General features: G+C 61.3%; 23 protein-coding genes and 1 tRNA gene. 12 read left to right on the top strand and 12 right to left on the bottom strand.

The features are described from left to right. The first annotated feature begins 197 nt into the window (after positions 1 to 197). Positions 198 to 926, top strand: a complete 729-nt coding sequence (locus NKI70_RS18280) for a DUF1579 family protein (protein ID WP_198023531.1) — start codon at positions 198 to 200, stop codon at positions 924 to 926. Between the two features lie 51 nt (positions 927 to 977). Here NKI70_RS18280 and NKI70_RS18285 read toward each other — a convergent pair whose 3' ends face one another. Both NKI70_RS18285 and moaA read right to left on the bottom strand, forming a co-directional pair. Continuing rightward, positions 978 to 1,451 carry a hypothetical protein gene (locus NKI70_RS18285; RefSeq protein ID WP_023675020.1) on the bottom strand — a complete coding sequence of 158 codons (474 nt, stop codon included), beginning with the start codon at positions 1,449 to 1,451 and terminating at the stop codon, positions 978 to 980. 55 nt (positions 1,452 to 1,506) lie between these two features. Next, positions 1,507 to 2,502 carry a GTP 3',8-cyclase MoaA gene (gene moaA, locus NKI70_RS18290; RefSeq protein WP_031211306.1) on the bottom strand — a complete coding sequence of 332 codons (996 nt, stop codon included), beginning with the start codon at positions 2,500 to 2,502 and terminating at the stop codon, positions 1,507 to 1,509. A 199-nt stretch (positions 2,503 to 2,701) separates the two neighbouring features. On the opposite strand from moaA, the gene NKI70_RS18295 reads away from it, so the two are divergent. Further along, positions 2,702 to 3,055, top strand: coding sequence for a gamma-butyrobetaine hydroxylase family protein (locus NKI70_RS18295; protein WP_023675022.1), 354 nt, complete (start codon positions 2,702 to 2,704; stop codon positions 3,053 to 3,055). A gap of 23 nt (positions 3,056 to 3,078) precedes the next feature. On the opposite strand, the gene NKI70_RS18300 is transcribed toward NKI70_RS18295, so the two are convergent. Next, a complete protein-coding gene (locus NKI70_RS18300; RefSeq protein WP_352724798.1) occupies positions 3,079 to 3,507 on the bottom strand; it encodes a nuclear transport factor 2 family protein in 429 nt (142 codons plus the stop codon). A 159-nt stretch (positions 3,508 to 3,666) separates the two neighbouring features. On the opposite strand from NKI70_RS18300, the gene NKI70_RS18305 reads away from it, so the two are divergent. Beyond that, positions 3,667 to 4,278, top strand: coding sequence for a pyridoxamine 5'-phosphate oxidase family protein (locus NKI70_RS18305; RefSeq protein ID WP_352636725.1), 612 nt, complete (start codon positions 3,667 to 3,669; stop codon positions 4,276 to 4,278). 27 nt (positions 4,279 to 4,305) lie between these two features. On the opposite strand, the gene NKI70_RS18310 is transcribed toward NKI70_RS18305, so the two are convergent. After that, positions 4,306 to 4,758, bottom strand: coding sequence for a MarR family winged helix-turn-helix transcriptional regulator (locus NKI70_RS18310; protein ID WP_352448891.1), 453 nt, complete (start codon positions 4,756 to 4,758; stop codon positions 4,306 to 4,308). A gap of 47 nt (positions 4,759 to 4,805) precedes the next feature. Here NKI70_RS18310 and NKI70_RS18315 point away from each other — a divergent pair, with 47 nt between their 5' ends. Beyond that, positions 4,806 to 5,714, top strand: coding sequence for an alpha/beta hydrolase (locus tag NKI70_RS18315; RefSeq protein WP_023675026.1), 909 nt, complete (start codon positions 4,806 to 4,808; stop codon positions 5,712 to 5,714). Positions 5,715 to 5,748: 34 nt separating this feature from the next. Here NKI70_RS18315 and NKI70_RS18320 read toward each other — a convergent pair whose 3' ends face one another. Further along, positions 5,749 to 6,363 (bottom strand): TetR/AcrR family transcriptional regulator, encoded by a 615-nt coding sequence (locus NKI70_RS18320; protein ID WP_023675027.1) that lies wholly within the window; start codon positions 6,361 to 6,363, stop codon positions 5,749 to 5,751. A 98-nt stretch (positions 6,364 to 6,461) separates the two neighbouring features. Between NKI70_RS18320 and NKI70_RS18325 the strand changes: the two genes are divergently transcribed. Both NKI70_RS18325 and NKI70_RS18330 read left to right on the top strand, forming a co-directional pair. Continuing rightward, positions 6,462 to 7,208: a 3-oxoacyl-ACP reductase family protein gene (locus tag NKI70_RS18325; protein ID WP_352724799.1), complete on the top strand. Its 747-nt coding sequence runs from the start codon at positions 6,462 to 6,464 to the stop codon at positions 7,206 to 7,208. Between the two features lie 219 nt (positions 7,209 to 7,427). Beyond that, positions 7,428 to 9,320, top strand: coding sequence for a L,D-transpeptidase family protein (locus NKI70_RS18330; RefSeq protein WP_352724800.1), 1,893 nt, complete (start codon positions 7,428 to 7,430; stop codon positions 9,318 to 9,320). 11 nt (positions 9,321 to 9,331) lie between these two features. Here the strand turns inward: NKI70_RS18330 and NKI70_RS18335 are convergent, their stop codons facing one another. Next, complete coding sequence (locus NKI70_RS18335; protein WP_352724802.1) at positions 9,332 to 9,808, bottom strand: hypothetical protein; 477 nt, start codon at positions 9,806 to 9,808, stop codon at positions 9,332 to 9,334. 124 nt (positions 9,809 to 9,932) lie between these two features. Beyond that, positions 9,933 to 10,184 carry a PepSY domain-containing protein gene (locus NKI70_RS18340; RefSeq protein WP_023675031.1) on the bottom strand — a complete coding sequence of 84 codons (252 nt, stop codon included), beginning with the start codon at positions 10,182 to 10,184 and terminating at the stop codon, positions 9,933 to 9,935. A 258-nt stretch (positions 10,185 to 10,442) separates the two neighbouring features. On the opposite strand from NKI70_RS18340, the gene NKI70_RS18345 reads away from it, so the two are divergent. Together NKI70_RS18345 and NKI70_RS18350 are read left to right on the top strand one after the other, a co-directional pair. Further along, on the top strand, positions 10,443 to 10,655 hold the full coding sequence (locus NKI70_RS18345) for a hypothetical protein (protein ID WP_352724803.1): 213 nt from the start codon (positions 10,443 to 10,445) through the stop codon (positions 10,653 to 10,655). A gap of 175 nt (positions 10,656 to 10,830) precedes the next feature. After that, positions 10,831 to 11,496, top strand: coding sequence for a hypothetical protein (locus NKI70_RS18350; RefSeq protein ID WP_352724804.1), 666 nt, complete (start codon positions 10,831 to 10,833; stop codon positions 11,494 to 11,496). A gap of 277 nt (positions 11,497 to 11,773) precedes the next feature. Here NKI70_RS18350 and NKI70_RS18355 read toward each other — a convergent pair. Further along, positions 11,774 to 11,848 (bottom strand) — tRNA-Val (locus tag NKI70_RS18355). Positions 11,849 to 11,951: 103 nt separating this feature from the next. Further along, positions 11,952 to 12,635, bottom strand: coding sequence for a phosphoglycolate phosphatase (locus NKI70_RS18360; RefSeq protein ID WP_352593585.1), 684 nt, complete (start codon positions 12,633 to 12,635; stop codon positions 11,952 to 11,954). Between the two features lie 144 nt (positions 12,636 to 12,779). On the opposite strand from NKI70_RS18360, the gene rpiA reads away from it, so the two are divergent. From rpiA to gor, 3 genes are all read left to right on the top strand, one after another. Then, positions 12,780 to 13,511, top strand: coding sequence for a ribose-5-phosphate isomerase RpiA (rpiA, locus tag NKI70_RS18365; RefSeq protein ID WP_352448900.1), 732 nt, complete (start codon positions 12,780 to 12,782; stop codon positions 13,509 to 13,511). After that, positions 13,498 to 14,076: a DUF2059 domain-containing protein gene (locus NKI70_RS18370; RefSeq protein WP_352568635.1), complete on the top strand. Its 579-nt coding sequence runs from the start codon at positions 13,498 to 13,500 to the stop codon at positions 14,074 to 14,076. Before rpiA ends, NKI70_RS18370 begins: the two co-directional genes overlap by 14 nt. A 117-nt stretch (positions 14,077 to 14,193) precedes the next feature. Next, positions 14,194 to 15,582, top strand: a complete 1,389-nt coding sequence (gene gor, locus NKI70_RS18375; protein WP_352646081.1) for a glutathione-disulfide reductase — start codon at positions 14,194 to 14,196, stop codon at positions 15,580 to 15,582. A gap of 57 nt (positions 15,583 to 15,639) precedes the next feature. Here gor and mgtE read toward each other — a convergent pair whose 3' ends face one another. Further along, complete coding sequence (mgtE, locus tag NKI70_RS18380; protein ID WP_352724805.1) at positions 15,640 to 17,004, bottom strand: magnesium transporter; 1,365 nt, start codon at positions 17,002 to 17,004, stop codon at positions 15,640 to 15,642. Positions 17,005 to 17,276: 272 nt separating this feature from the next. Beyond that, positions 17,277 to 19,166: an ABC transporter ATP-binding protein/permease gene (locus tag NKI70_RS18385; RefSeq protein ID WP_352456759.1), complete on the bottom strand. Its 1,890-nt coding sequence runs from the start codon at positions 19,164 to 19,166 to the stop codon at positions 17,277 to 17,279. 627 nt (positions 19,167 to 19,793) lie between these two features. On the opposite strand from NKI70_RS18385, the gene NKI70_RS18390 reads away from it, so the two are divergent. Further along, complete coding sequence (locus NKI70_RS18390; RefSeq protein ID WP_023675039.1) at positions 19,794 to 20,228, top strand: hypothetical protein; 435 nt, start codon at positions 19,794 to 19,796, stop codon at positions 20,226 to 20,228. Positions 20,229 to 20,234: 6 nt separating this feature from the next. Here the strand turns inward: NKI70_RS18390 and NKI70_RS18395 are convergent, their stop codons facing one another. Further along, on the bottom strand, positions 20,235 to 20,912 hold the full coding sequence (locus NKI70_RS18395; protein WP_023675040.1) for a DsbA family oxidoreductase: 678 nt from the start codon (positions 20,910 to 20,912) through the stop codon (positions 20,235 to 20,237). Positions 20,913 to 20,931: the final 19 nt, after the last annotated feature.

Consider the following 20,931-nt stretch of genomic DNA (forward strand, 5'->3'; position numbering starts at 1 on the left):
TCGTATTCCCCCACTGGGCGAAGAACCGCTCCAGAGCAGAGGCTAGGCCCGAATGGGCTTGCGGTAAATCCGGTGACCGTTTGCGGACAAGACCTTTTCTGGGTGTGACCCCAAAAAAGGTGCCGTTCTAAAGGATGGGTTCGGAGGGCAAATTTGTCACACTGCGGCTCGAGGAGAATTTTTCGACGAGATCAAATTTGCTCGGCAAGATTCACCAAATTGGTCATTGTAAGCTTCTGATCGTGTTGGGGAGATGGTCCATGATGAATGCACGAGGCAATGCGGACTGGCTTGGCACAGGCAGCAGGCGGCATGTTTCGTCGGCTTTCCGGTTCTCCTCTGCCCTGGCGGTTATCCTCATGGCGATAGCGCCTGCGTTCGCCGAGAACGGCGCTTCGGCGTCGGCAGTCGAACGGATGTCCACGCCGGGTCACGAAGCGGATGAGCTCGCTCGCCGCGTCGGGAAATGGTCCGTCGTCAACACGATCTGGCCAACGCCCGGCGCCCAGCCGATCGTGATGACGGGGCTGGTGGCCGAGCGCACGATGATCGGTCCCTTCATGCAGGAGGTGATGCGCCCGGCGCCCGGGTCGAAAATGCCGGACTTCCAGCGGATAGCCTATTTGAGCTATGACCGGGTGGAGGGCCGCTGGAAGTATGTCTCCATGGACACCCGTTTCCCGGCAGGGATCATGCCCGCCTGGAGTTTTGGTGGCGAGGAGGACGGCAAGATTTCACTGCTGTTCCAGCCGCTTGGTTTCGTCGGCTTCGGCCCGGAGGTCGAAGGGCGGTTCACGGCCTCCGATTTCGTCATTTCCAGGGACGGCGACAATCACGAAGTGGCCGAGCAACATTTCCTCCAGGCCAATGGCAGCGGCAAAAAATGGCTTGCCGTACGATATGACTACACGCGCCAACAACCGTGACTCGCTAGCAAAAACAATAGGCTGCCAATAAGTTCTGACGTCGCCGGATGCTCACGGTCCCCTGAGGCTGCCGGCGATCGCATCGACGAGCGGGTCGTATTTCGATTTCAGGGCTGGCGGGTAGTCGATCCAGACCGTGCGGATGACACCGTCTTTTCCGAACAGGCGGCGTTCATAGAAGATGTTCCCGCCTTTGATGCCCGACAGCACCGCCCAGTCCTTGCCGGTCTTGCTGTAGGTGATCCTGTAGCCAGGTTCCTTGCTGGCCCTCTCGGCGGAGACGAAGGCTGTCGGGGTGTCATCATCGATGTTGAGGATACCCGAACAGATCAGGCTGGCGCCATCGGCAGTGAGCCATTGTTGTCCATCGCCATTGTCCGGCTCAGGCTGGCGAAGAGTGAAGATTTCATCCGGAAAGGTGCAGATGGTACCGAAGCGCTCGTTCGTGTAGGTAAATGGCGCGGCAACTGCCGTGGTCCCCGCCATCACTCCGAAAAACGTCAGGACTGCAAAAAACCGCTGCACGCTTTGCCTCGCGCCGATACCAAGGCGATTATTCTTGCACGAAATCGGCGAAAAATCAGCCGCCGGTGACGCTCATATGCCGCGACACCGACGGACGGTTGGTGCGGCGATCGATGATGAAGTCGTGGCCTTTGGGCTTGCGGCCGATTGCTTCGTCGATGGCATCGGCGACCAGCTCGTTGCCTTCCGACGCACGCAGCGGCGCGCGCAGGTCGGCGGCATCTTCCTGGCCGAGGCACATGTAAAGGGTGCCGGTGCAGGTCAGCCGGACCCGGTTGCAGCTTTCGCAGAAATTATGCGTCATCGGCGTGATGAAGCCCAGCCGTCCGCCGGTCTCGGCGACTTGGACATAGCGGGCCGGGCCACCGGTCTTGTAGGGAATGTCGCTTAGCGTGAACTGGCGTTCGAGAGCCGCGCGCAGCAGCGACAGCGGCAAATACTGGTCGGTGCGGTCGGCGTCGATCTCGCCCATCGGCATGGTTTCGATGACCGTCAGATCCATGCCGCGGCCATGCGCCCAGCGCAGCATTTCCGGCAATTCGGCGTCATTGAAGTCCTTCAACGCCACGGCGTTGAGCTTTACCTTCAGCCCGGCCGCCTGCGCGGCGTCGATGCCGTCCATGACCTTGTCCAGATTGCCCCAGCGGGTGATCTGGCGGAATTTGTCGGCATCGAGGGTATCGAGCGAGACGTTAATGCGCTTGACGCCGCAGTCGGCGAGCTCGGTGGCAAAGCGGGAAAGCTGCGATCCGTTGGTGGTCAGCGTCAGCTCTTCCAGTGCACCACTCTCGAGATGCCGCGAAAGCTGGCGTACCAGGTGCATGATGTTCTTGCGCACAAGCGGCTCACCGCCGGTGAGGCGGAGCTTGCGCACACCCTTTTCGATGAAGACCGTGCAGAGCCGGTCGAGCTCTTCCAGCGACAGCAGGTCCTTCTTCGGCAGGAACGTCATGTCCTCGGCCATGCAATAGGTGCAGCGGAAATCGCAGCGGTCGGTGACCGACACGCGCAGGTAGGTGATCGTGCGACCGAAAGGATCGATCATATCCATGCTTGTGCGCTTCCCGTGGGCGTGAACGGCTTCGTTATATATGGCTATGTGATACGAGCCAACTTGGCATTCAAGATAGAAGCTCGCGATCATCGGTAACATTCCGACGCCGACAGATCATGTCGGAAGTTCTGAAACGGCCTGTTCCCTCGACGCGAAGCGGCGTAGGGAAGGGTGGTATTCCGCAGGATCCATCAGCATGACAGCGCCAAAAGAACTCAGGGTCTCGAAGGACCGCAAGCTGCTTTCCGTCACCTTTCCGGGCCATCAGCCGTTCGAATTGTCGGCCGAGCTGCTGCGCGTCGCCTCGCCATCGGCCGAGGTGCAGGGCCATTCGCCCGAACAGCGCGTCACCGTTCCCGGCAAGCGCAATGTAACGATTCTGAAGATCGAGCCGGTCGGCAATTATGCCGTGCGCATCACCTTCGACGATTTCCATGATACCGGCATCTTCACCTGGAATTACCTGCATACGCTGGGTCATGAGAAGGATGCACGCTGGGCCGCCTATCTCGCCGAACTGGAAGAGAAGGGGCTGAGCCGCGACCGTTGAATGGATCCCGCAGGACTCTCAGGTCAACGCAGGATTGCCAGTATCTCGCTGGTGTCGTGATAAAACGGCGTACCTTCGATCAGCCGATCATCCTTGAAGCGCAAGACTTCGGCAAACGGCTGTTTGATGGTTGCACCATTGGCCCGCGATGTCAGCGAAAGCGAGCAGCTCATGAACACCGTGTCATCGTTTTGGGCGACCTGAAGGTCCTCCACCGCCACGTCGCTCCAGATTTCCCGCATTTTGCGGAAAAGGGCGCCAACGCCGTCGAGGCCGTTCCAGTCACCGGCATAGGGCAGGGAGCGCGGCTCATGCACGACAATGTCGGCATGAAATGCGCCGGCAAGCACATCGAGGCTCTCCGAGCCTGATTGCAGGAAACGCATTTCAACATTGAACATGTTTTCAATAAGTTCCATGGCGGTGCGTCGCCGGTCGAGCGGTTTATCCATTTTTGACCTCCGTATCCGTTGGCACGATCATGCAGGTAAAGCGGTTTGCCCTTGTTTGCGTTGCCTCGACACCCGTTTCCTGATGACCGGCAAACGGGCACTTGTCGTGAAAACGTCATCCATCTGGAGTAGCGCCGGCAAAGCTTTGGAGACGAAAACATGTCCATGATCACCAGCATCGAACAGCTTGAAGCGCTCTATGGCCCGCCCGGCGAGGCGTCGGTGGTCAAGGAACTCGACCAGCTGATTCGCGAATACGCAGCTATCATCGAGGCTTCGCCGTTTGCCGCGCTCGCAACCTGCGGGCCAGAAGGGCTGGACTGCTCGCCGCGCGGCGATCTCGCCGGCTTCGTCCGCATCCACGATCCGAAAACGCTGATGATGCCGGACCGGCGCGGCAACAACCGTGCCGATTCGCTAAGGAACATCCTTCGCGATCCGCGCGTCGCGCTTCTGTTCCTCGTGCCGGGTTCCGGCACGACGCTGCGCGTCAATGGCCGCGCCCACATCACCACCGACACCGGGCTCTGCGCCTCGTTCGCCGTCGAGGGCAAGCCGGCGCGCTCGGTGACGATCATCGAGATCGATGCGGTTTATTTCCAGTGCGCCCGCGCCATCCACCGATCGGAACTGTGGAATCCGGCAAGGCATGTCGACCCGAGATCGCTGCCGACTCCCGGCCAAATCCTGGAAATCACCAGCCGCAAGAACATTGACGGCGAGGTCTACGACAAGGAATGGCCCGAGCGCGCGAAAAAATCGATGTGGTGAAGCATTTGGTGGTGGAGCACTGGGCTGTCAGGCGGTCTTCAAAACCTCGGCAATCCTACGCATCTGTTCGCCGATCATGTCACATTGTTCCGGCGTCGACTGGCTCATCGCCTTCTCGATCAGCGCCATATGGACCTTCAGCGCCTGCATCAGCAGTGCCTCGCCGGCCTCTGTCAAGGTCAGCCTCAGCACGCGCTTGTCCTTCTCGTCGCCCTCGCGGCGCAGCAGGCCGCGGGTCTCCAGCTGAGGCAAAAGCATGGTGATGTTGGAGCGGCCGACCAGCAGCCGACGAGCAAGGTCGTGCTGCGACATGCCGGGATGACGGTAGAGGTTCATCAGCACGTCGAGCTGCGCCGGCTTCAGGTCGAGCGGCGCAAGCTTCACCGCCAGGGTGCGTTCCACCACATGGCAGGCGCGCGCCACCGCGACCCAGTTGCGAAAACGCGGGTTGTCCCAGGGCAGGTCTTGCTTAATGTTCATGTTTGAACTATTATGTTCATGCTTGAACCAATGAATGGATCGCCACTATGGCATCATTTGGACTGAAGGTCATCCGCGGCACGTTCGGCGTGGCTGAGCATGTGGCACCGCGACTCACCGGGCGTGCTGCATTCGAGCTGTTCTGCCGCACGCCGCACGAGAAGAGCTTGAGCAAAGGCGAGCGCAGCGCAATTGATCGCGCCGCCGATTTCATGACCCAGGCACGCCATCACCGGCTAAAGACCAGAACCGGCTGCGTCATGGTGCATGAATTCCGGCCCGAGCCGGGCAGGGCGACTGCCGGCACCGTGCTCGTCATCCATGGTTGGCGTTCGCGCACCGAATACATGCGCGCGCTGATCGAAGCCTATCGCGATGCCGGCTACAAGGTGGTCTCGCTCGATCTGCCGGGCCACGGCCAGTCGCAGGGCCGCCGGCTTACCCTGGTCAGTGCGGTCGATGCGGCACGGGTTGCCGGCGAATGGTTCGGCCCGTTCGCGGCCATTGTCGGCCATTCCTTTGGTGGTGCCGTTGCCGCCAACGCCGTCGCCGGTTCGATCAGGAACATCCCGCGATTGGCGGCCGGGCGGCTGGTGCTTATCGCCGCGCCGAGCTCGCTGCCGGCGATCTTCGCTGATTTCAGCCGCATGCTGAATGTCGGCTCGCGCTCGCAGGCCGCCATGGCCGACCGGGTCGAGCGCATCGCCGGCCGGCCGTTGCACGAGTTCACCGGTGACCGCCAGCTCGCAAGCACGCCGCTGCCGACGCTGGTGATCCACGCGCCGAACGACCGCGAAGTGTCCGCCGAGCATGCAAGGCTCTACGCGCGCGCCGGCGACCATGTGCGGCTTTACTGGGCCGACGGGCTCGGCCACCGCCGCATTCTCGCCGACAGGGGTGTGGCGGAGCGTGCCGTTGGCTTCGTTGCCGGCAGACTGGAGCCGTCTCTGCAGTGACCTGAATATCGTTCTTGTCAGCCGGTTTCGACCGTCACGCCGCCCCGGTGCTGGCCATCGCTATCCAAGCTGCCATCGCCCCGGCCACCGTCGCCAGAAGAGCCGAGCGCGACGCGCCGTCGCGCGCCTGGATCGACATGCCGTGCTGCACGGTCGCGTAGAAGGTCGCGGCCGTACCGCAGTCGAAATCGGCCGGCAACTCTCCCTCGGCGACGCCACTCTCGAGGCGTCTCAGCAAGGCTTCGCGGTTTTCGGCGCGGCGACGGCGCAGATCATCGCAGATGGCGCCGCGGCTTGAATCCTGGTGCAAAGCGCCGAGCGCGATAAGGCAGCCTTGCGGGCGACCGGTCTGTGAATAGGCCCTGGCCGTCTGCCGCAGGAACCGCTCGACCGCCTGGCGCGCGGTCGGCGCCTTGTCCAGCGCGGACCAGATCTCGGTTCCCTCGACCCGCGTGTAAAGCTCGGTTGCCTCGAGAAACAGCGCTTCCTTGCTGCCGAAGGCGGCATAGAGGCTGGGAGAGTTGATGCCCATTGCGGCGGTCAGGTCGCTTATCGACGCGCCCTCATAACCCTTGGCCCAAAACACTTCCATTGCCCGCCGCAAGGCGGCGGCTCGATCGAAGGTGCGGGGGCGGCCTCGTTCCGGCATGGCATCCTTTCTGTATTGATCGATACATAATTCGGTTGACGTGGTTCAGCAAGGCTGGCAGATATTTATGTATCAATCACTACAAAATGGAGAAGCAGATGTCATCCAGAAGCTTGAACGGCAAGGCCGCCCTCGTTACCGGCGGCAGCCGCGGCATTGGTGCGGCGATCGCAAGAAGGCTCGCGGCCGACGGCGCAGGCGTGGCGATCACCTATGTGAATGGCGAGGAAGGGGCGCGTGCGGTGGTCAGGGAAATCGAGGCGGCCGGCGGGCGGGCCTTTGCCATCAAGGCCGACAATCGCGATGCTGGGGCGATCGAGGCGGCAGTCGATGAGGCAGCAAAAGCCTTCGGACGGCTCGACATCCTGGTCAACAGCGCCGGCATCTGGCGCGCTGCGCCGATCGATGCCCTGTCGCTTGCCGACTTCGACGAGACGATGGAGGTCAACCTCAGAGCACCGTTCGTCGCCGCCAAGGCGGCAGCAGCGCATATGGGCGAGGGTGGCCGGATCATCTCGATCGGCAGCAATCTGGCCGAGCGTGCCACGGACGCCGGCCTGAGCGCCTACTCGGCCAGCAAGGCTGCCTTGGTTGGCCTGACCAAGGCCTTAGCACGCGATCTCGGTCCGCGCAGCATCACCGCCAATGTCGTCCATCCGGGGTCGACCGATACCGACATGAATCCGGCAGCCGGCCCGCACGCCGAGCATCAGCGCCAGAAGATGGCGATGCCTCGCTTCGGCACGGCCGACGAGATCGCCGGCATCGTCGCTTGGCTTGCCGGTCCCGAAGGGCGCTTCGTGACAGGCACGGCATTGACCATCGACGGCGGCGCCAACGCTTGAGGCTTGGCTCACGGGCACTACCATTATCGGGGGCGATGACGGATTGACTCGACCCGTCACGATCTTGTGAAACCGTTCTGCAACAGACGTTCCGAAATTTATGGAAGCTTAACGAAATCAGTATGAATCAGTGTAGTCACGCCTTACATCCGCCATGCGGTGGGCGAGACCGTGAAAGCGGTGCGGAACGGGATCCGGTTCAACCGGAGCGGGTGATCCATGAAAGTCCTTGGAAACAAAGCAACCGTGCTGCCGTTTGCGGTGGCCGCGGCAATGCTGGCCTTCGGGGCGCCGAAGGCTGAAGCGCAAGGGTTCTTCGACATGCTTTTCGGCGGCGGCGTCAAACACGCACCGCCGAAAGGTGACTTTCCGCCGCCACCGTCAAAATACAAGCCGAAGCCCAGGGCGCCGGCCGCTTCCGGTGATGGTGCGCAAATCAGCAGCCCGTCCTATTATACCTACAAGAGCGATCCGCTGGTGCGCGTCGATTTTTCGGCACTGTCGGCAGCGCCTGAACCGGCAACGCCTCAGGACGCTGCTTTCGAGCCGGCGGCCACCGGGGCTGCATTCCGCGAAGCCATTGCCGGCCTCGACGGCTATGACCTCTACGCCGAGAAGGACATCGCCAAGGCGCTGATCGCCTATTACTCGGCCAATCCGGATTTCATCTGGGTGACGGGAATCAGTCCCAGCAGCCGCGCCCAGGATGCGGTGCGGGTGCTGGGCGAGGCCGCGAGCTACGGCCTGACGCCCGCCGACTACACCGTCGAAGTTCCGGCAGCAGGCACATCGGCGGGCAATGCCGATGAACGGCTGAAAGAGCTGGTCCGCTTCGAGATGGCGCTGTCGGCGCGTGTCCTGCGCTACGCCCGTGACGCACAAAGCGGCCGCGTCGATCCCAACCGCATGACCGGCTACTACGATTTTCCGCCGAAGCCGCTCGACATGGAAGGGGTGCTGAAGACGCTGGCCCATACCCAGCAAGTGCGCACTTATCTCCAGTCACGGCATCCACAGAATTCCGAGTATCAGGCGCTGCGCGTCGAACTGGAAGCGCTCCAGGCCAGCGCCGAAGACGAAATCACCATCGATCCCAATCTGCTGTTGAAGCCGGGGCAGACCAGCCCCGAGCTGCCGAAGCTTTTGACAAAGATCGCGCGCAATCTCGATGACGAGATGGGCGGCGCCTATGGCGAGGTCCTGGCGAGGCTCGCTACCAGCGAGGTCTACGATCCGGAGCTGGTGCCGGTGATCAAGGCGGTGCAGAAACGGGCCGGCATGAAAGGCGACGGCGTCATCGGCCCGCGTACCGTTGCATCGTTGGCCGGAACGTCCAAGGCCGACAAAATTCAGAAGGTTCGGGTTGCGCTCGAAGAGTTGCGCTGGTTGCCTTCCGACCTTGGCAGCCCGCGCGTCTTCATCAACCAGCCGGCTTTTACCGCGAGCTATATCGATGATGGCGAGGAGAAGCTGAAGACCCGCGCCGTGGTTGGCAGGCCCACCAACCAGACTGCTTTCTTCTATGACCAGATAGAGCAGGTCGACTTCCATCCCTACTGGGGCGTGCCGCAGTCGATCCTGGTCAACGAGATGCTGCCGCGGCTGCGCCGGGATCCTGGCTATCTCGATCGCGCCGGCTACGAGGTGGTCAATGCCCGCGGCAAGCGCATTCCCTCGTCCTCGGTCAATTGGGGCGCCTACGGCGCAAAGATACCCTACGGCGTGCGCCAGCTGCCGAGCGAGGCCAATGCGCTGGGCGAGCTGAAGATACTGTTCCCCAACAAGCATGCCATCTACATGCACGATACGCCGCAGAAGTCGTTTTTCCAGCGCGACGTGCGCGCGCTCAGCCATGGCTGCGTTCGCTTGCAGGATCCGCGCGGCATGGCCGCTGCCGTGCTCGGCACCTCGGTCGACTACATCGAGGACAAACTGAAACACGGCCATTCGACCGAAGACGTGACACGCAATATCCCGGTCTATGTCGCCTATTTCACCGCATGGCCGGACCTGTCAGGCAAGGTCGAATACTTCAACGACGTCTACGGCCGCGATACAAGGCTGCAGCAGGCGCTCGACAGCACGGAAGCGGTGCGTTCGCCGGCAAGCTGACGAATGCGGTTCTAGCGCTGAAACAGTGGACGCCGGAAACCGGCATCGCGTCCGGCGATGAGCCAATAGACCAGGCCCGCGACAACGCCTGCGGCGGCAATGATGCCGATATCGGCCCAGCGCTCCGGGTTCGTGTCATCCGGTACACTGGGCCAGATCAAGGCGAAGCCGCCAACCGCGGCCGCCGCGCCGAAGACCATGTGCAGCCAAAAACTGCGCAGCGAGAAAAACTCGGCAATCAGTGCGAAGATCAGCGTCTGCAGGCCGGTCAGCACGATCGTCAGAAAATAGATGAACATGCCGAGCGGCGGCAACAGCAGCACCGCAATGGGGGTGACACCCATGACGTCGAAATAATTCGGCGCATTTGGCAGCGAGCTCAGCCCGCCATAGATCGCCGCCACCGCGATCAGCCCAACCAGTACCGCTATGAAATAACCCGCGAGCATCATCAGAAAGCGTTTCAATACGTGCTTTACCGTCGCCATGCCCACCCCGCGCGCAATGATAGCACCGCAGTCAGCCATCAAAGTCATATCTGCGCAAGTGCATGCCCAAGGCCGGGTGCCTCCGGGCGCGCCTTTTTCGAATGCTAACCTTTGCAGGCAGCGACTATTTCGGCGCGGCTGTCACCGGATCGTAGGTGATTTCGACTTTCGCCTTGTCGCTCGTGTAATAAATGACGGTGTAGCCATCGCTGTCCCAATCGATTTCCTTGATGTAGCGGAAGTCGTCGCGCTGCTCGACCTTGGCGATGATTTCCGACAGCTTCTTGGCATTCTGCGGCGGCACCGGATTTTCGTCCGCGGCAAAGGCCGATCCGCCGACAAGCAGCACGGCGGCCGCCAAAACAAGTCTGGACATGGCTTTCCCTCACATCTCGATCAGCAGAAACTCGTTTCTATGTAGGTTTGTTCCGGGATAGCGGACCGTTGCGCTACAAGGAGGCGCCGGCCGTGCCTGACTTATGGCCGCCGAAAGAACACGGCGACTGCTTAAAATCATGATGCGTCGCCTCAACATCGCGGCCATAATAGTGCCGGCGGTCATTCGGGGTTTTACATGCAAATGCGTCATGTCATCATATTTGTACTTTTCATATTTTCCATTCCGGCCATTTCGATGCCTGTCCAGAAAGCCGAGGCGCTGGAACCTGAATGCTATACGGTCTATTGCGCCGACGACGGCATCAAGGTTTCGTTCTGGGATATCGAGCAGATGAAGGTGCGGGCCGGCTCCAACGTTTGCCAGTTCCAAAGCTATACGAGCTACAGCAGCGCTTTGAATTTCGCCCAAAAGAATTTTGGCGGCGAGGGGGCGACCTGCAGCTGCTAGTGGTAAAAATCTGACGCTTGGTGCCCGATGCGGATTATCTGTTCCGACCCTTTCCGGTCGTACAGACGTGGCAATGCTACGGCGTCAGTTGACCCGTTCCGATCATTGGCCATCTTGCAACCGTTTGAAATCTGGCGCTAGATGGGACATGGGACCATTACTGCGCGAGGTCTCTATGGCAAACACAGATGAAGGAACGCGCGTAGCAGGAGTTTGGCTTGCGATCGCCTCTATCCTGCTGGCAGGCGCGCTGGTCGGCCATGGTCCGATCGATCCCGATATGGGTCGCCAGATGGGAGTCATCACCGACGACCCTGTCCGATGGGCGATCATCCATTGGGTTTCCGCGGTAGCGCTATCACTGTTCGTCCTGACAGGTCTGATCGTGCTGGCGGCCAGATCGCGCCTCACCGAGGCGTGGTGGACGTTGTCTGCCTGGGGTGTGCTGACTGTTGGCGCCCTCTGGACCATGACGACCGCGGTGGCCGAGGCCACCGTGGTCTCCGCCGCTGCTGCCGCCGGGGACACGGCAACTTTCGAGGCCTGGTGGGCATTTTCCGAAGGAAAGGCTAACGGCTTCATGTTTTTGGCGTTGGCCGTTGCCGTGATCGCTGGCAACGAGGCGCAGACCACTCACCGAGCCACGCCGGTCTGGGCATCGTACATCGCAGTCGTGGCCGGAATTGGAGCCTTCCTCGGTTGGCCCCTGGGCATGTGGCTCGGAGTCACCCTGGGCAGCTTCGTCTGGGTCGTGGCATCACTGGTGATGTCCCTGTGGACACTTTGGTTCGGGTTGGGTTTAGCGCGGACCGTGATCGGGCTGCGGCCTCACAATGGGTGACATCGAGTCCGTAGCGGGAGCGTAGCGAGCGACCGCTTGATGACCGCGACGGGCGCTCCAGCCGCTCCGAGGCGGCGGGGATTGCTTCGCGCCGCTGAAAACGGCCTCGACGCGCGAGTTTGCCGAATGGGCAATATGCTTGCAGTAGGCGCGATAAAGCCGCTTCAGCAACCGGAGCGAAAGGCAGGTTTACCCAGAGCGGGCCTACTGCTTCGGCACCAAGCGTCCGATTTTGACCACTAGCCGCTCTGACTTGGAATTGATTCAGGAAAGCAGATGGTGGGCGATGCAGGGATTGAACCTGCGACCCCACCCGTGTGAAGGGTGTGCTCTCCCGCTGAGCTAATCGCCCGCTCGTTGCCCGAAGGCCAAGCGCGCCGCGATATAAGGGAGGCCGGCCTGCTAAGTCAACCACTTGTCGGTCGGCATTTGGCGGTCCGCCCGATGGGCAGCTTTCAGCCTTCTGCGGCGGCCATCAGTCCTTGTACCAGATCGAGCGTCAGCGAATCGAAATGCGAGATTACCGCCGACGGTTCGAACTCTCGCACATGGCGGTCGGTGTAGCCGAAATCGACTGCCACTACCGGAATCCCGGCGGCTTTCGCCGTGTCGATGTCGGTCTGCGAATCACCGACCATCAGTGCACGGTGCGGGTCGCCGCCGGCGCGCGCGATGGTCTGCGTGAGATGGCGCGGGTCGGGCTTGCGGAACGGAAAACTATCCTGACCGCAGATAGCCGCGAAATGCCTGGTCATGCCGAGCGCCTCGATCAGCGCCACCGAATTGGCCTCGTATTTATTGGTGCAGATGGCCAGCAGGTAACCGGCTGCCTCGAACCGTGCGATCGTCTCGGGGACGCCGGGGTAGGGGCGCGACTTGCCGGGGATGTTAACGGTGTAATGGTCCAGAAACAGCTTGAGCAGGCGGTCGTGCTCCTCGACTGCCAGCGATCTGTGCTGCGCTGCGTGAGCGCGTTCGATCATCACCCGGCCGCCATGGCCGACGAAGCGCTTGAAGCCGGCTTCGTCGACGGCCGCGAGCTGGCTGGCGGCAAGGCTGTGGTTGAGACTGTCGAGCAGGTCCGGCGCCGTGTCGATCAGCGTCCCGTCGAGGTCGAACACGATGATCGGTCGGGTCATGGCCTGTCCTGTGACAATTTGATTGCCGGCAGGCGATAACCGCTGCGGCCCGTTCAGGCAAGACGGCTTATCCAGCGCGGGCAAGGTCCTTTGACCAGCCCGGCAAAAATGCTACGAGCGCTGAAACAAATCTCGGGACCCGGCATGGATGCGAGGCAACTGAAGGTTGAGGCCGCGCGGGCAGCGCTTGCCCATGTCACGGATGGCATGCGGCTCGGCATCGGCACCGGCACCACAGCAGACGAGTTCGTGCGGCTGCTCGCCGACAAGGTCGCCACCGGCCTGACTGTCATCGGCGTTCCGACCTCGGAGCGCACCGCCGTCCTTTGCAGCGAGCTTGGTGTGCCGCTATCGACCCTCGAGGAAACCCCCGAGCTCGACCTCACCATCGACGGCGCCGACGAGATCGATCCGGCGCTGACATTGGTCAAGGGCGGCGGCGGCGCGCTGCTGCGCGAAAAGATCGTCGCGGCGGCCTCCGCCCGCATGATCGTCATCGCCGACAGCTCCAAGATGGTCGAGATGATCGGCCGTTTTCCGCTGCCCATCGAAGTCAACCGGTTTGGCCTGCGCGCCACCGAAATTGCGGTCGGCGCGGCGGCCGCAAACCTTGGCCTTTCCGGCCCTGTTACATTGAGGATGACGGGGAGCCAGCCATTTGTTACAGACGGCGGCCATTTTATCCTCGATGCATCTTTTGGCCGCATTCCGGATACAAGAGCGCTTTCGAATGCTCTCCACGCCATTCCGGGCGTGGTCGAGCATGGTCTTTTCATCGGGCTGGCATCAACGGCCATCATAGCCGGCGGCGACGGCATCCAAACCGTCCATGCCGCCCGAAAATCAGGGAGTTTTACCGATCATGATGTTGCATAACCGGGTTGGCCGCTTTTTTGCCATTCTGGCGGCCTCGGCCGTTTTCGCGTTTTCGTCGCCTGCGTCTTCGCAGGACGTCACCGATGCGCATTTGAAGGCGGCGCGCGCCGCCGTTGCGGCGATCCATGCGACGGATACGTTCGACAGCATCCTGCCGCAAGCGGCCGCGGCACTGGAGCAGCAGCTGATCCAGAAGAACCCGGACATGCAGGAACTGATCGCCAAGACGATCAACGAGAAGGCGATGGCCTTGGCATCGCGCCGCGCCGACCTGGAAAAGGAAGCGGCGCTCGCCTATGCAAAGGTGTTCTCGGAAAAGGAACTCAATGAAATCGCCGCCTTCTACAATTCCGATTCCGGCAAGAAGCTGCTCGACAACGGCCCGATCGTGACGCGCGAACTGGTGAAGGCTGCCGAGATCTGGCAGAACGGCCTGGCTCGCGATCTCGCCCAGCAGGTCGGCGAGACCCTGGGTGCAGCGGCGAATGCCAAGGCGCCGGCTGCACCTGCCGACGGTACCGCTCCGGCCGATGGCGCAGCTCCCGCGGACGCTACACCGAATTGATTGCGGACTTCCGAGCCGCCTGACCGCCACTGGACCAAAAGCCCGGCAAATCCGGGCTTTTCTTTTGATAGTCGGCAGCCTACCTGTCTCCGGGTTTGAGGGGCAAGGAGTTCAGCCATGGCCGGTTACGACTACGATCTTTTCGTCATCGGCGGCGGCTCCGGCGGGGTGAGGGCGGCGCGCGTCGCGGCCGCACTCGGCAAGCGGGTCGGCATCGCCGAGGAATACCGCTATGGCGGCACATGCGTGATCCGTGGCTGCGTGCCGAAGAAGCTCTATGTCTACGCCTCGCAATTCCCCGAGCATTTCGCCGACGCCGCCGGTTATGGCTGGACGGTGCCTGAGGCGCGTTTCGACTGGCAGACGCTGGTCGCCAACAAGGACCGCGAAATCAGCCGGCTGGAGGCCATCTACAAGAAGAACGTGCAGGGCGCCGGCGGCGAGGTCTTTCATTCGCGCGCCACCCTGGTCGATCGGCATGTGGTGCATCTTCTTGGTGAGCATCGCACCGTTACCGCCGACCAGATCCTGATCGCTACCGGCGGGCGACCGGCGCCGCATCCGGCATTGCCCGGCCATGAGCACTGCATCTTTTCCAACGAGGCCTTCGACCTCAAGGAACTGCCGAAGGCAATCATGATCGAGGGCGGCGGCTATATCGCCGTCGAATTCGCCAACATCTTTCACGGCCTCGGCGTCGACACGACGCTGGTCTACCGCGGCAAGGAGATCCTCAGCCGTTTCGACATGGACCTCAGACGCATGCTGCACGAGACGATGGAAAAGAAGGGGATAAAAATCCTCTGCCACGCCGTGTCCGAGTGGGTCAGGAAGCGGCCTGACGACCGGCTCGACGCGCTTGTCACCGGCGGCACGGTGCTGACGGTCGACCAGGTCATGCTCGCCATCGGCCGCATTCCCAACACCGAGAACATGGGCCTGGAAGGCGTCGGCATCGAGATGACCAAAACCGGGGCAATCCACGTCGACGAATACTCCCGCACCAACATCGACAACATCTGGGCAATCGGTGACGTCACCCATCGCGTGCAATTGACGCCGGTGGCAATCCACGAGGCGATGTGCTTCGTCGAGACCGCCTTCAAGGACAAGCCGACGGCGCCCGACCATGACACGATCGCTACCGCAGTCTTTTCGCAGCCCGAGATCGGTACGGTCGGCCTGTCGGAGGATGAGGCGGCAAAGCGCTTTTCGGATGTCGAAATCTACCGCGCCACCTTCCGGCCGATGCGTCACACACTTTCCGGCCGCGACGAAAAGATGCTGATGAAGCTGGTCGTCGACGGCGCCTCGAAAAAGGTCCTCGGCGCCCACATCCTCGGGCCGGATGCCGGCGAAATGGCGCAGCTTCTCGGCATACCGCTGAAGGCCGGCCTGACCAAGGATGATTTCGATCGCACCATGGCGGTGCATCCGACCGCCGCGGAAGAACTCGTCACCATGTACAAGCCGACTTACCGGGTGAGAGATGGTGAGCGCGTCTGAGGCGACATCAACCCATCGCGGCAACGAAATTGCCGCGATGGAAGTGCGTGCGTTTTCTTACAGCAGCGTTCCGCGCAGGATCACCAGCGCCACAGAAAAATAGATCACCAGCCCGGTGACGTCGACCAGCGTGGCGACGAACGGGGCCGATGCGCTGGCCGGGTCGAAGCCCATGCGCTTCAGGGCGAACGGCAGCATCGATCCAGACAGCGAGCCGAAGGTGACGATGCCAACCAGCGTGGCGCCGATCGTCATTGCGATCAGCGGCCAGTGCGGGCCGTAGTCGTAGAAGCCGAGATACTGCCAGAGCGCGATGCGGCAGACGCCGACCACGCCAAGAATCGAGCCAAGCACCAGGCCGGTGGGCAGCTCGCGCAATGCCACCCGCCACCAGTCGCCAAGGCCGATCTCGCGCAGCGCCAGCGCCCGGATGACGAGCGAGGTCGCCTGCGAGCCGGAATTTCCGCCGGAGCTCATGATCAATGGAATAAATAGCGTCAGCACGATCGCCTTTTCCAGCTCGCCCTCGTAACTTTGCATCGCGTTTGCGGTCAGCATCTCGCTGACAAACAGCGCGCACAGCCAGCCGGCGCGTTTCTGGATCATCGCCAGAAAGCCCATCTTCATATAGGGCTCGTCGAGAGCCTCCATGCCGCCGAAACGATGCACATCCTCCGTCGTTTCCTCGATCATCGTGTCGATAATATCGTCGATGGTAACGATGCCGAGCAGTTTGCCGTTGTCCACGACCGGAACGGCGAGCAGATCATATTTCGAGATCAACTGAGCAACCTTTTCACTATCGGTCAGCGGTGAAACGGTGACAGGCGCACGATCCGGCGCTATTGCCATGATCAGCTCGTCGGGCTCGCCAGCGATCAGTCGACGCAGGCCGGTCGAGCGGAACAGGACATGCGTTTGCGGATCGACGATGTAGATCGCGTAGACGGTTTCGCGCGTCCGCTCCACCTTGCGAATATAATCCAGCGTGCGGGCAACACTCCAGTCCGGCGGCACGCTGACATATTCGGTCGTCATGAGCGAGGCGGCGCTGCCCTCGGGGTAGCCGAGAATAGCAAGCAGCGTCGCGCGCAGCGGTGGCGCCAGGCCACCAAGCAGTTCGGAACGAGCCGGCTCGTTCAGATCGCGCAGTATGTCGGCGGCGCGGTCGACCGACATGGCGGCAAGCAGTCTGCCTGCCTTGATGCGGGGCAGCGCCTCGACCAGTTCGGATGCGCCGTCGAGTTCAGGCTGGTCGAAGATCTCGACCAACCGCTCGAACGGCACTTCGCAAAGCAGCTCCGATGCCGTCTCGCGGGGCTCCTGGTTCAAGGCCTCGACGATGTCGGCGACGTGTTCGTTGGCAAGTACGCGAGCGATGGCGATGGCATCGCCGCCCGCGACAGGGGAAAACTCGTTCATGGCTCACTCCTTGCCGTCCGGCAGGACGTGAGCCTGTCAGGTCACGTCAAGCGGACGGCGGTTGCGTTCGACTGTGACTGTCGCCAGGCATGGCGCGGTGACCTTTCTGCTCGCGGGTTCGAGTTGAGATTCTGCAAGCCGGCGCAACATAGGAGCGCGCCTTGCCGAGTCAATCGCGAGAGCGGGTTAAAGCGGCGGCAAACCGACTGGATCGCGAGACTGTGATCGGGCGACGTGGCAGGCTGGCTGGATGCCGGCAGTGGTGCCCGCGGCTATCTCTGCTTCAGCCGGCGGGGAAAGCGCAGCCATTTGTCCTCGGCCGGCCGCGTCGGCTGCGTGAGGATGGTGGTGAGCTCTACCGGCAAGCTCGGAACCAGCGGCTTCTTGGTGGCGACGCCGTCGGCGATCGCAACCACGCTGTGGTAGAATTCGGTGCCCGCGAGCGATCTCGGCGGCGTCGCCTCATGCATGATCGAGATCACAGTTGCATCAGGGCAATTGTCCTTGATCGCCTGGTGGAAGGCGATCCGTCCATCGGGGTCGAGCGCGCCGGTGGCTTCATCGAGGAACAGCAATCCCGGCTGCTGCAGCACGATACGGGCGACAACCAGCTTCTGTTTCTGCCCACCCGAGAGAACCTGATCCCAGATCTTTCCTTCACGACTCTCATCGGCCAAATGCTCGATGAAATCGCCGAGGCCGGCCTTGTGCAGGGCGGATGCGACCTGCAGGTCGGCGTAATCATGCTCGGAACCGGGCAGGCAGACCAGTTGCTTCAACGAGACCTGCTGCAGCTTCACCTCCTGGGCGGCGTAGAAACTCCTGACCCCTTCCGGGAAGACGATGGTACCGCGGCCATAAGGCCACAGCCCGTTGATCGCCTTAATCAGCGAGGTCTTGCCGCAGCCGGATTCGCCCTTGAGGAAAGTCCACTCGCCACGCCGGAAGCGCAAATTTGCAGCACTCAGGAAGGGCGTTGCGTCCTCGCCCTGATGCGCCAGTTCGAGCTTCTGGATGGTCAGGCCGAAAACCGGGTTTTGGCGGTCGTAGCGAAAATCGGAGCGGCCGGTCTGCTGATAAAATTCCTGCGGGTGCTGGACGTTTTCGATCGCCTGCGCCAATTCAATGACGCGCAAGCTGTTGGCGCGCAACGTGGCAAGACTTGGCATGACATGGATGAACCACGAACATTTGCTGATCAGCGCGTTGACCTGTTCGGAACCTGTTATGTAACCCTTGAGGTCGAGGCCGTTATGGATGAACGGCACAAGGCCAGGCCCGAAGGCGACAATTTTGGCACCGACAAAGTTATAGACCGATTCGAATCCCGAATAGATGGTGTTGACGATGTTGAACTTCGACCAAGTCCTATCGATGTCGAGATAGAGCCGGCTATGTATCGTCTTCTGCACGACTTCGCCTTGCGAGGCCGCCACATGAAAGCTGCGGCGCAATAACGTGATCAGTTCGCCCCGATAGCTGCCTTCAGCCTTCTGCATCCTGATGTTGAGCCACTCCAGCATTCCGCCGATTTTGACTGCGATCCAGGTGTTGAACGGCACGTAGAGAGCGACCGCCAGCAGAGCAAGCACGACACTCCCGTAGCTGCCGAGGAACTCGAGTCCTTTTACCTCCACAGAATTTGCCAACAAAGCTCCACCGACAAAGTAGAGCGAGGTAAAGACACTGAATACGCCCATGGCAAGCCCAATAGCGCCGCCTGTCATGTCCTTGATCGATTCCTGCACGCGCTGGTCGATGTTGTCGGGCGCTGCCGTGCCGGACGAGCCATGCTGGGCGTGGTAGTGTGAATGGTTGGGGTCGAGTAGCGCCGCATTGAAGCGGCTATCTAGCCAGCCGCGCCATTTGCGATGCAATGTCGCCGATACAAACTTGCATGTACTGGTAATGCCCATGTCCTTGAGCACGACCAGCAGCACGAGCAGGCCGGCATTGGTCAGCAACGTTTTGAGCGGCGTGGTATTCGCGGCGTCGTGAAAAAAAGCGATTGAGGTATATAGTTCAGCCGCCGCCACGGTAAACCAGACGTCGGCTTTGCTAGAGAGCCCTGTCAGCAAGCCTATTACCAAGGTGAGCGTCCAGGCTTCGACCCACTTGTCCGAGAACCAGTAGGCCCGCATCAGTCCCCAGAAGCTGCGCATCGACGATACGGGCGTCAGGGGCGACTGCCTTGCGGCACCGCGGAGCCATTTTTCCGATATTGAATGTCGCGTTGGTCTATCGACCCGAATCACTATCCCGCCCAAACGATTTTTCTTTTGTTACGGACAGTAACACCAATTGATCATTTTCCATTAGCTTTTCACCAGTCGCAGGTGGCTTAGCTCGCCGGCCGTTGCAGTGGAGCAACAGAATGAATGATCACGGCGCTATGTCGTCATGCTTCGAGAGGCGGAATACCAACGCAATTTCAAATAGTTACTTGCCTGCGCCGGAGCAAGTAGAGACCTTCCCCTGGGGAAGGTCTTCACACAGCTTTGTGAACATAGAAGCGCCGTCCAGCGGTCGATCTTCACAGCCTGACTCGCCTTCACGGCCAGTCCGGCCTCGTCGGCGGCCAGAACGTGACCGTATGATTCGTGGTTGAAGCCGCCTTGTCAGGACCCGTAGTCGGCCAAGCAATGACTTTGCCGACACAGTCCAGGATGAAGATCAATATCAATTAGCCCGTGCCTTTTTAAGAGCGCGCACAAACCGCGTTTGACAAACACGCGCTTCGGATTGAACCTGCCGGACGCATCCAGGTTTGAACCGGGGGGAAGTTCGCCATGCTTGCACGGACATTTTTTGTCGCGACGCTCGCAACATTTTTCTGGCTGCCGCAAACATATGCCGGCAGCCAGACCGTTCCCGCAAACGCCGAGGGACAGATCGAGTTCAACACGCCGTCCGGCAATATTGGCTGCATCTACACGCCGAACGGCGGCACCAGCACCTACGAGCCACAGGATGGCGGACCGGAACTGAGCTGTTCGCGCGTCGAGCCCAGCTACGTCACCGTCATCCTCGGCCCGAAAGGTCCGGCGACGCTGATCAAGAATCCGGGCGAGCAAGGCTGCTGCGGCGGCGTCACCAGGCTGGCGTACGGCGCCAGCTGGAGTAAGGGCCCGTTTTCCTGCCAGTCATCCACCAAGGGATTGACCTGCACCGGCAAGCATGGCCATGGCTTTTTCATCAGCAAGGCCAAGGTGACGGTGAAGTAGCCCGACTCAGTTCGCTGTTTCCAGTTCGCCGCGTGCCTTGGCCGCGGCGACCTGGCGGAGTGCATCGGCGAGCGTATCGGCGTCCTGGGCGCCCATCACCGCATATTTGCCTTCAAGCAGAAAGCACGGCACACCCGATATGCCCATGCGCGAAGCGGTGGCGATTTCGGTGCGCACCGCCTCGACATCGGCGTCGGTCGGCAGAAGCGTTTCGACCACGGAGGCATCCATGCCGGCTTCGCGCGCGGCTTCGATCAGCACGGCATGATCGCCGAGATTGGCGCCTTCCTCGAAATTCAGCTGGAACAGCCGACGCACCACCCGGTTCTGAATGGCCTCGCCGGCCGTCCCGGCCCAGCGAATGAGACGGTGCGCATCCAGCGTATTGGGCGCGACCTTGATAGCGTCGAAGGCGAAGGAAATCCCTTCAGCCTCGCCCAGCGGCTCGATCCGGGCATGGATTTCGCGGATGCGTTGCTCGCTGCCGAATTTCGCCACCATATAGTCGCGGCGGTTCTTGCCTTCGGGCGGGATTGTCGGGTCGAGTTGGAAGGGCCGCCAGTGTATGTGAACGTCGATATCGACGGCGGCAATCGCCTTGTCGAGCCGTTTCTGGCCGATAAAGCACCAGGGGCACACGACGTCGGAGACCACATCGACGGTAATCGAGTTCTCGTCGTTCATCTTGATCTCCTGTTGTGAA

The organism is Mesorhizobium sp. M0500 (assembly GCF_040321165.1).
Lineage (GTDB): Bacteria > Pseudomonadota > Alphaproteobacteria > Rhizobiales > Rhizobiaceae > Mesorhizobium.

Excerpts from the sequence above, each read along its gene's own strand:
- moaA (WP_031211306.1), bottom strand. The coding sequence starts at position 2,502 with ATGGATATGATCGATCCTTTCGGTCGCACGATCACCTACCTGCGCGTG.
- NKI70_RS18295 (WP_023675022.1), top strand. The coding sequence starts at position 2,702 with ATGACAGCGCCAAAAGAACTCAGGGTCTCGAAGGACCGCAAGCTGCTT.
- NKI70_RS18300 (WP_352724798.1), bottom strand. The coding sequence starts at position 3,507 with ATGGATAAACCGCTCGACCGGCGACGCACCGCCATGGAACTTATTGAA.
- NKI70_RS18305 (WP_352636725.1), top strand. The coding sequence starts at position 3,667 with ATGTCCATGATCACCAGCATCGAACAGCTTGAAGCGCTCTATGGCCCG.
- NKI70_RS18310 (WP_352448891.1), bottom strand. The coding sequence starts at position 4,758 with ATGAACATTAAGCAAGACCTGCCCTGGGACAACCCGCGTTTTCGCAAC.
- NKI70_RS18315 (WP_023675026.1), top strand. The coding sequence starts at position 4,806 with ATGGCATCATTTGGACTGAAGGTCATCCGCGGCACGTTCGGCGTGGCT.
- NKI70_RS18320 (WP_023675027.1), bottom strand. The coding sequence starts at position 6,363 with ATGCCGGAACGAGGCCGCCCCCGCACCTTCGATCGAGCCGCCGCCTTG.
- NKI70_RS18325 (WP_352724799.1), top strand. The coding sequence starts at position 6,462 with ATGTCATCCAGAAGCTTGAACGGCAAGGCCGCCCTCGTTACCGGCGGC.
- NKI70_RS18330 (WP_352724800.1), top strand. The coding sequence starts at position 7,428 with ATGAAAGTCCTTGGAAACAAAGCAACCGTGCTGCCGTTTGCGGTGGCC.
- NKI70_RS18335 (WP_352724802.1), bottom strand. The coding sequence starts at position 9,808 with ATGGCGACGGTAAAGCACGTATTGAAACGCTTTCTGATGATGCTCGCG.
- NKI70_RS18340 (WP_023675031.1), bottom strand. The coding sequence starts at position 10,184 with ATGTCCAGACTTGTTTTGGCGGCCGCCGTGCTGCTTGTCGGCGGATCG.
- NKI70_RS18345 (WP_352724803.1), top strand. The coding sequence starts at position 10,443 with ATGCCTGTCCAGAAAGCCGAGGCGCTGGAACCTGAATGCTATACGGTC.
- NKI70_RS18350 (WP_352724804.1), top strand. The coding sequence starts at position 10,831 with ATGGCAAACACAGATGAAGGAACGCGCGTAGCAGGAGTTTGGCTTGCG.
- NKI70_RS18360 (WP_352593585.1), bottom strand. The coding sequence starts at position 12,635 with ATGACCCGACCGATCATCGTGTTCGACCTCGACGGGACGCTGATCGAC.
- rpiA (WP_352448900.1), top strand. The coding sequence starts at position 12,780 with ATGGATGCGAGGCAACTGAAGGTTGAGGCCGCGCGGGCAGCGCTTGCC.
- NKI70_RS18370 (WP_352568635.1), top strand. The coding sequence starts at position 13,498 with ATGATGTTGCATAACCGGGTTGGCCGCTTTTTTGCCATTCTGGCGGCC.
- gor (WP_352646081.1), top strand. The coding sequence starts at position 14,194 with ATGGCCGGTTACGACTACGATCTTTTCGTCATCGGCGGCGGCTCCGGC.
- mgtE (WP_352724805.1), bottom strand. The coding sequence starts at position 17,004 with ATGAACGAGTTTTCCCCTGTCGCGGGCGGCGATGCCATCGCCATCGCT.
- NKI70_RS18385 (WP_352456759.1), bottom strand. The coding sequence starts at position 19,166 with ATGCGCAGCTTCTGGGGACTGATGCGGGCCTACTGGTTCTCGGACAAG.
- NKI70_RS18390 (WP_023675039.1), top strand. The coding sequence starts at position 19,794 with ATGCTTGCACGGACATTTTTTGTCGCGACGCTCGCAACATTTTTCTGG.
- NKI70_RS18395 (WP_023675040.1), bottom strand. The coding sequence starts at position 20,912 with ATGAACGACGAGAACTCGATTACCGTCGATGTGGTCTCCGACGTCGTG.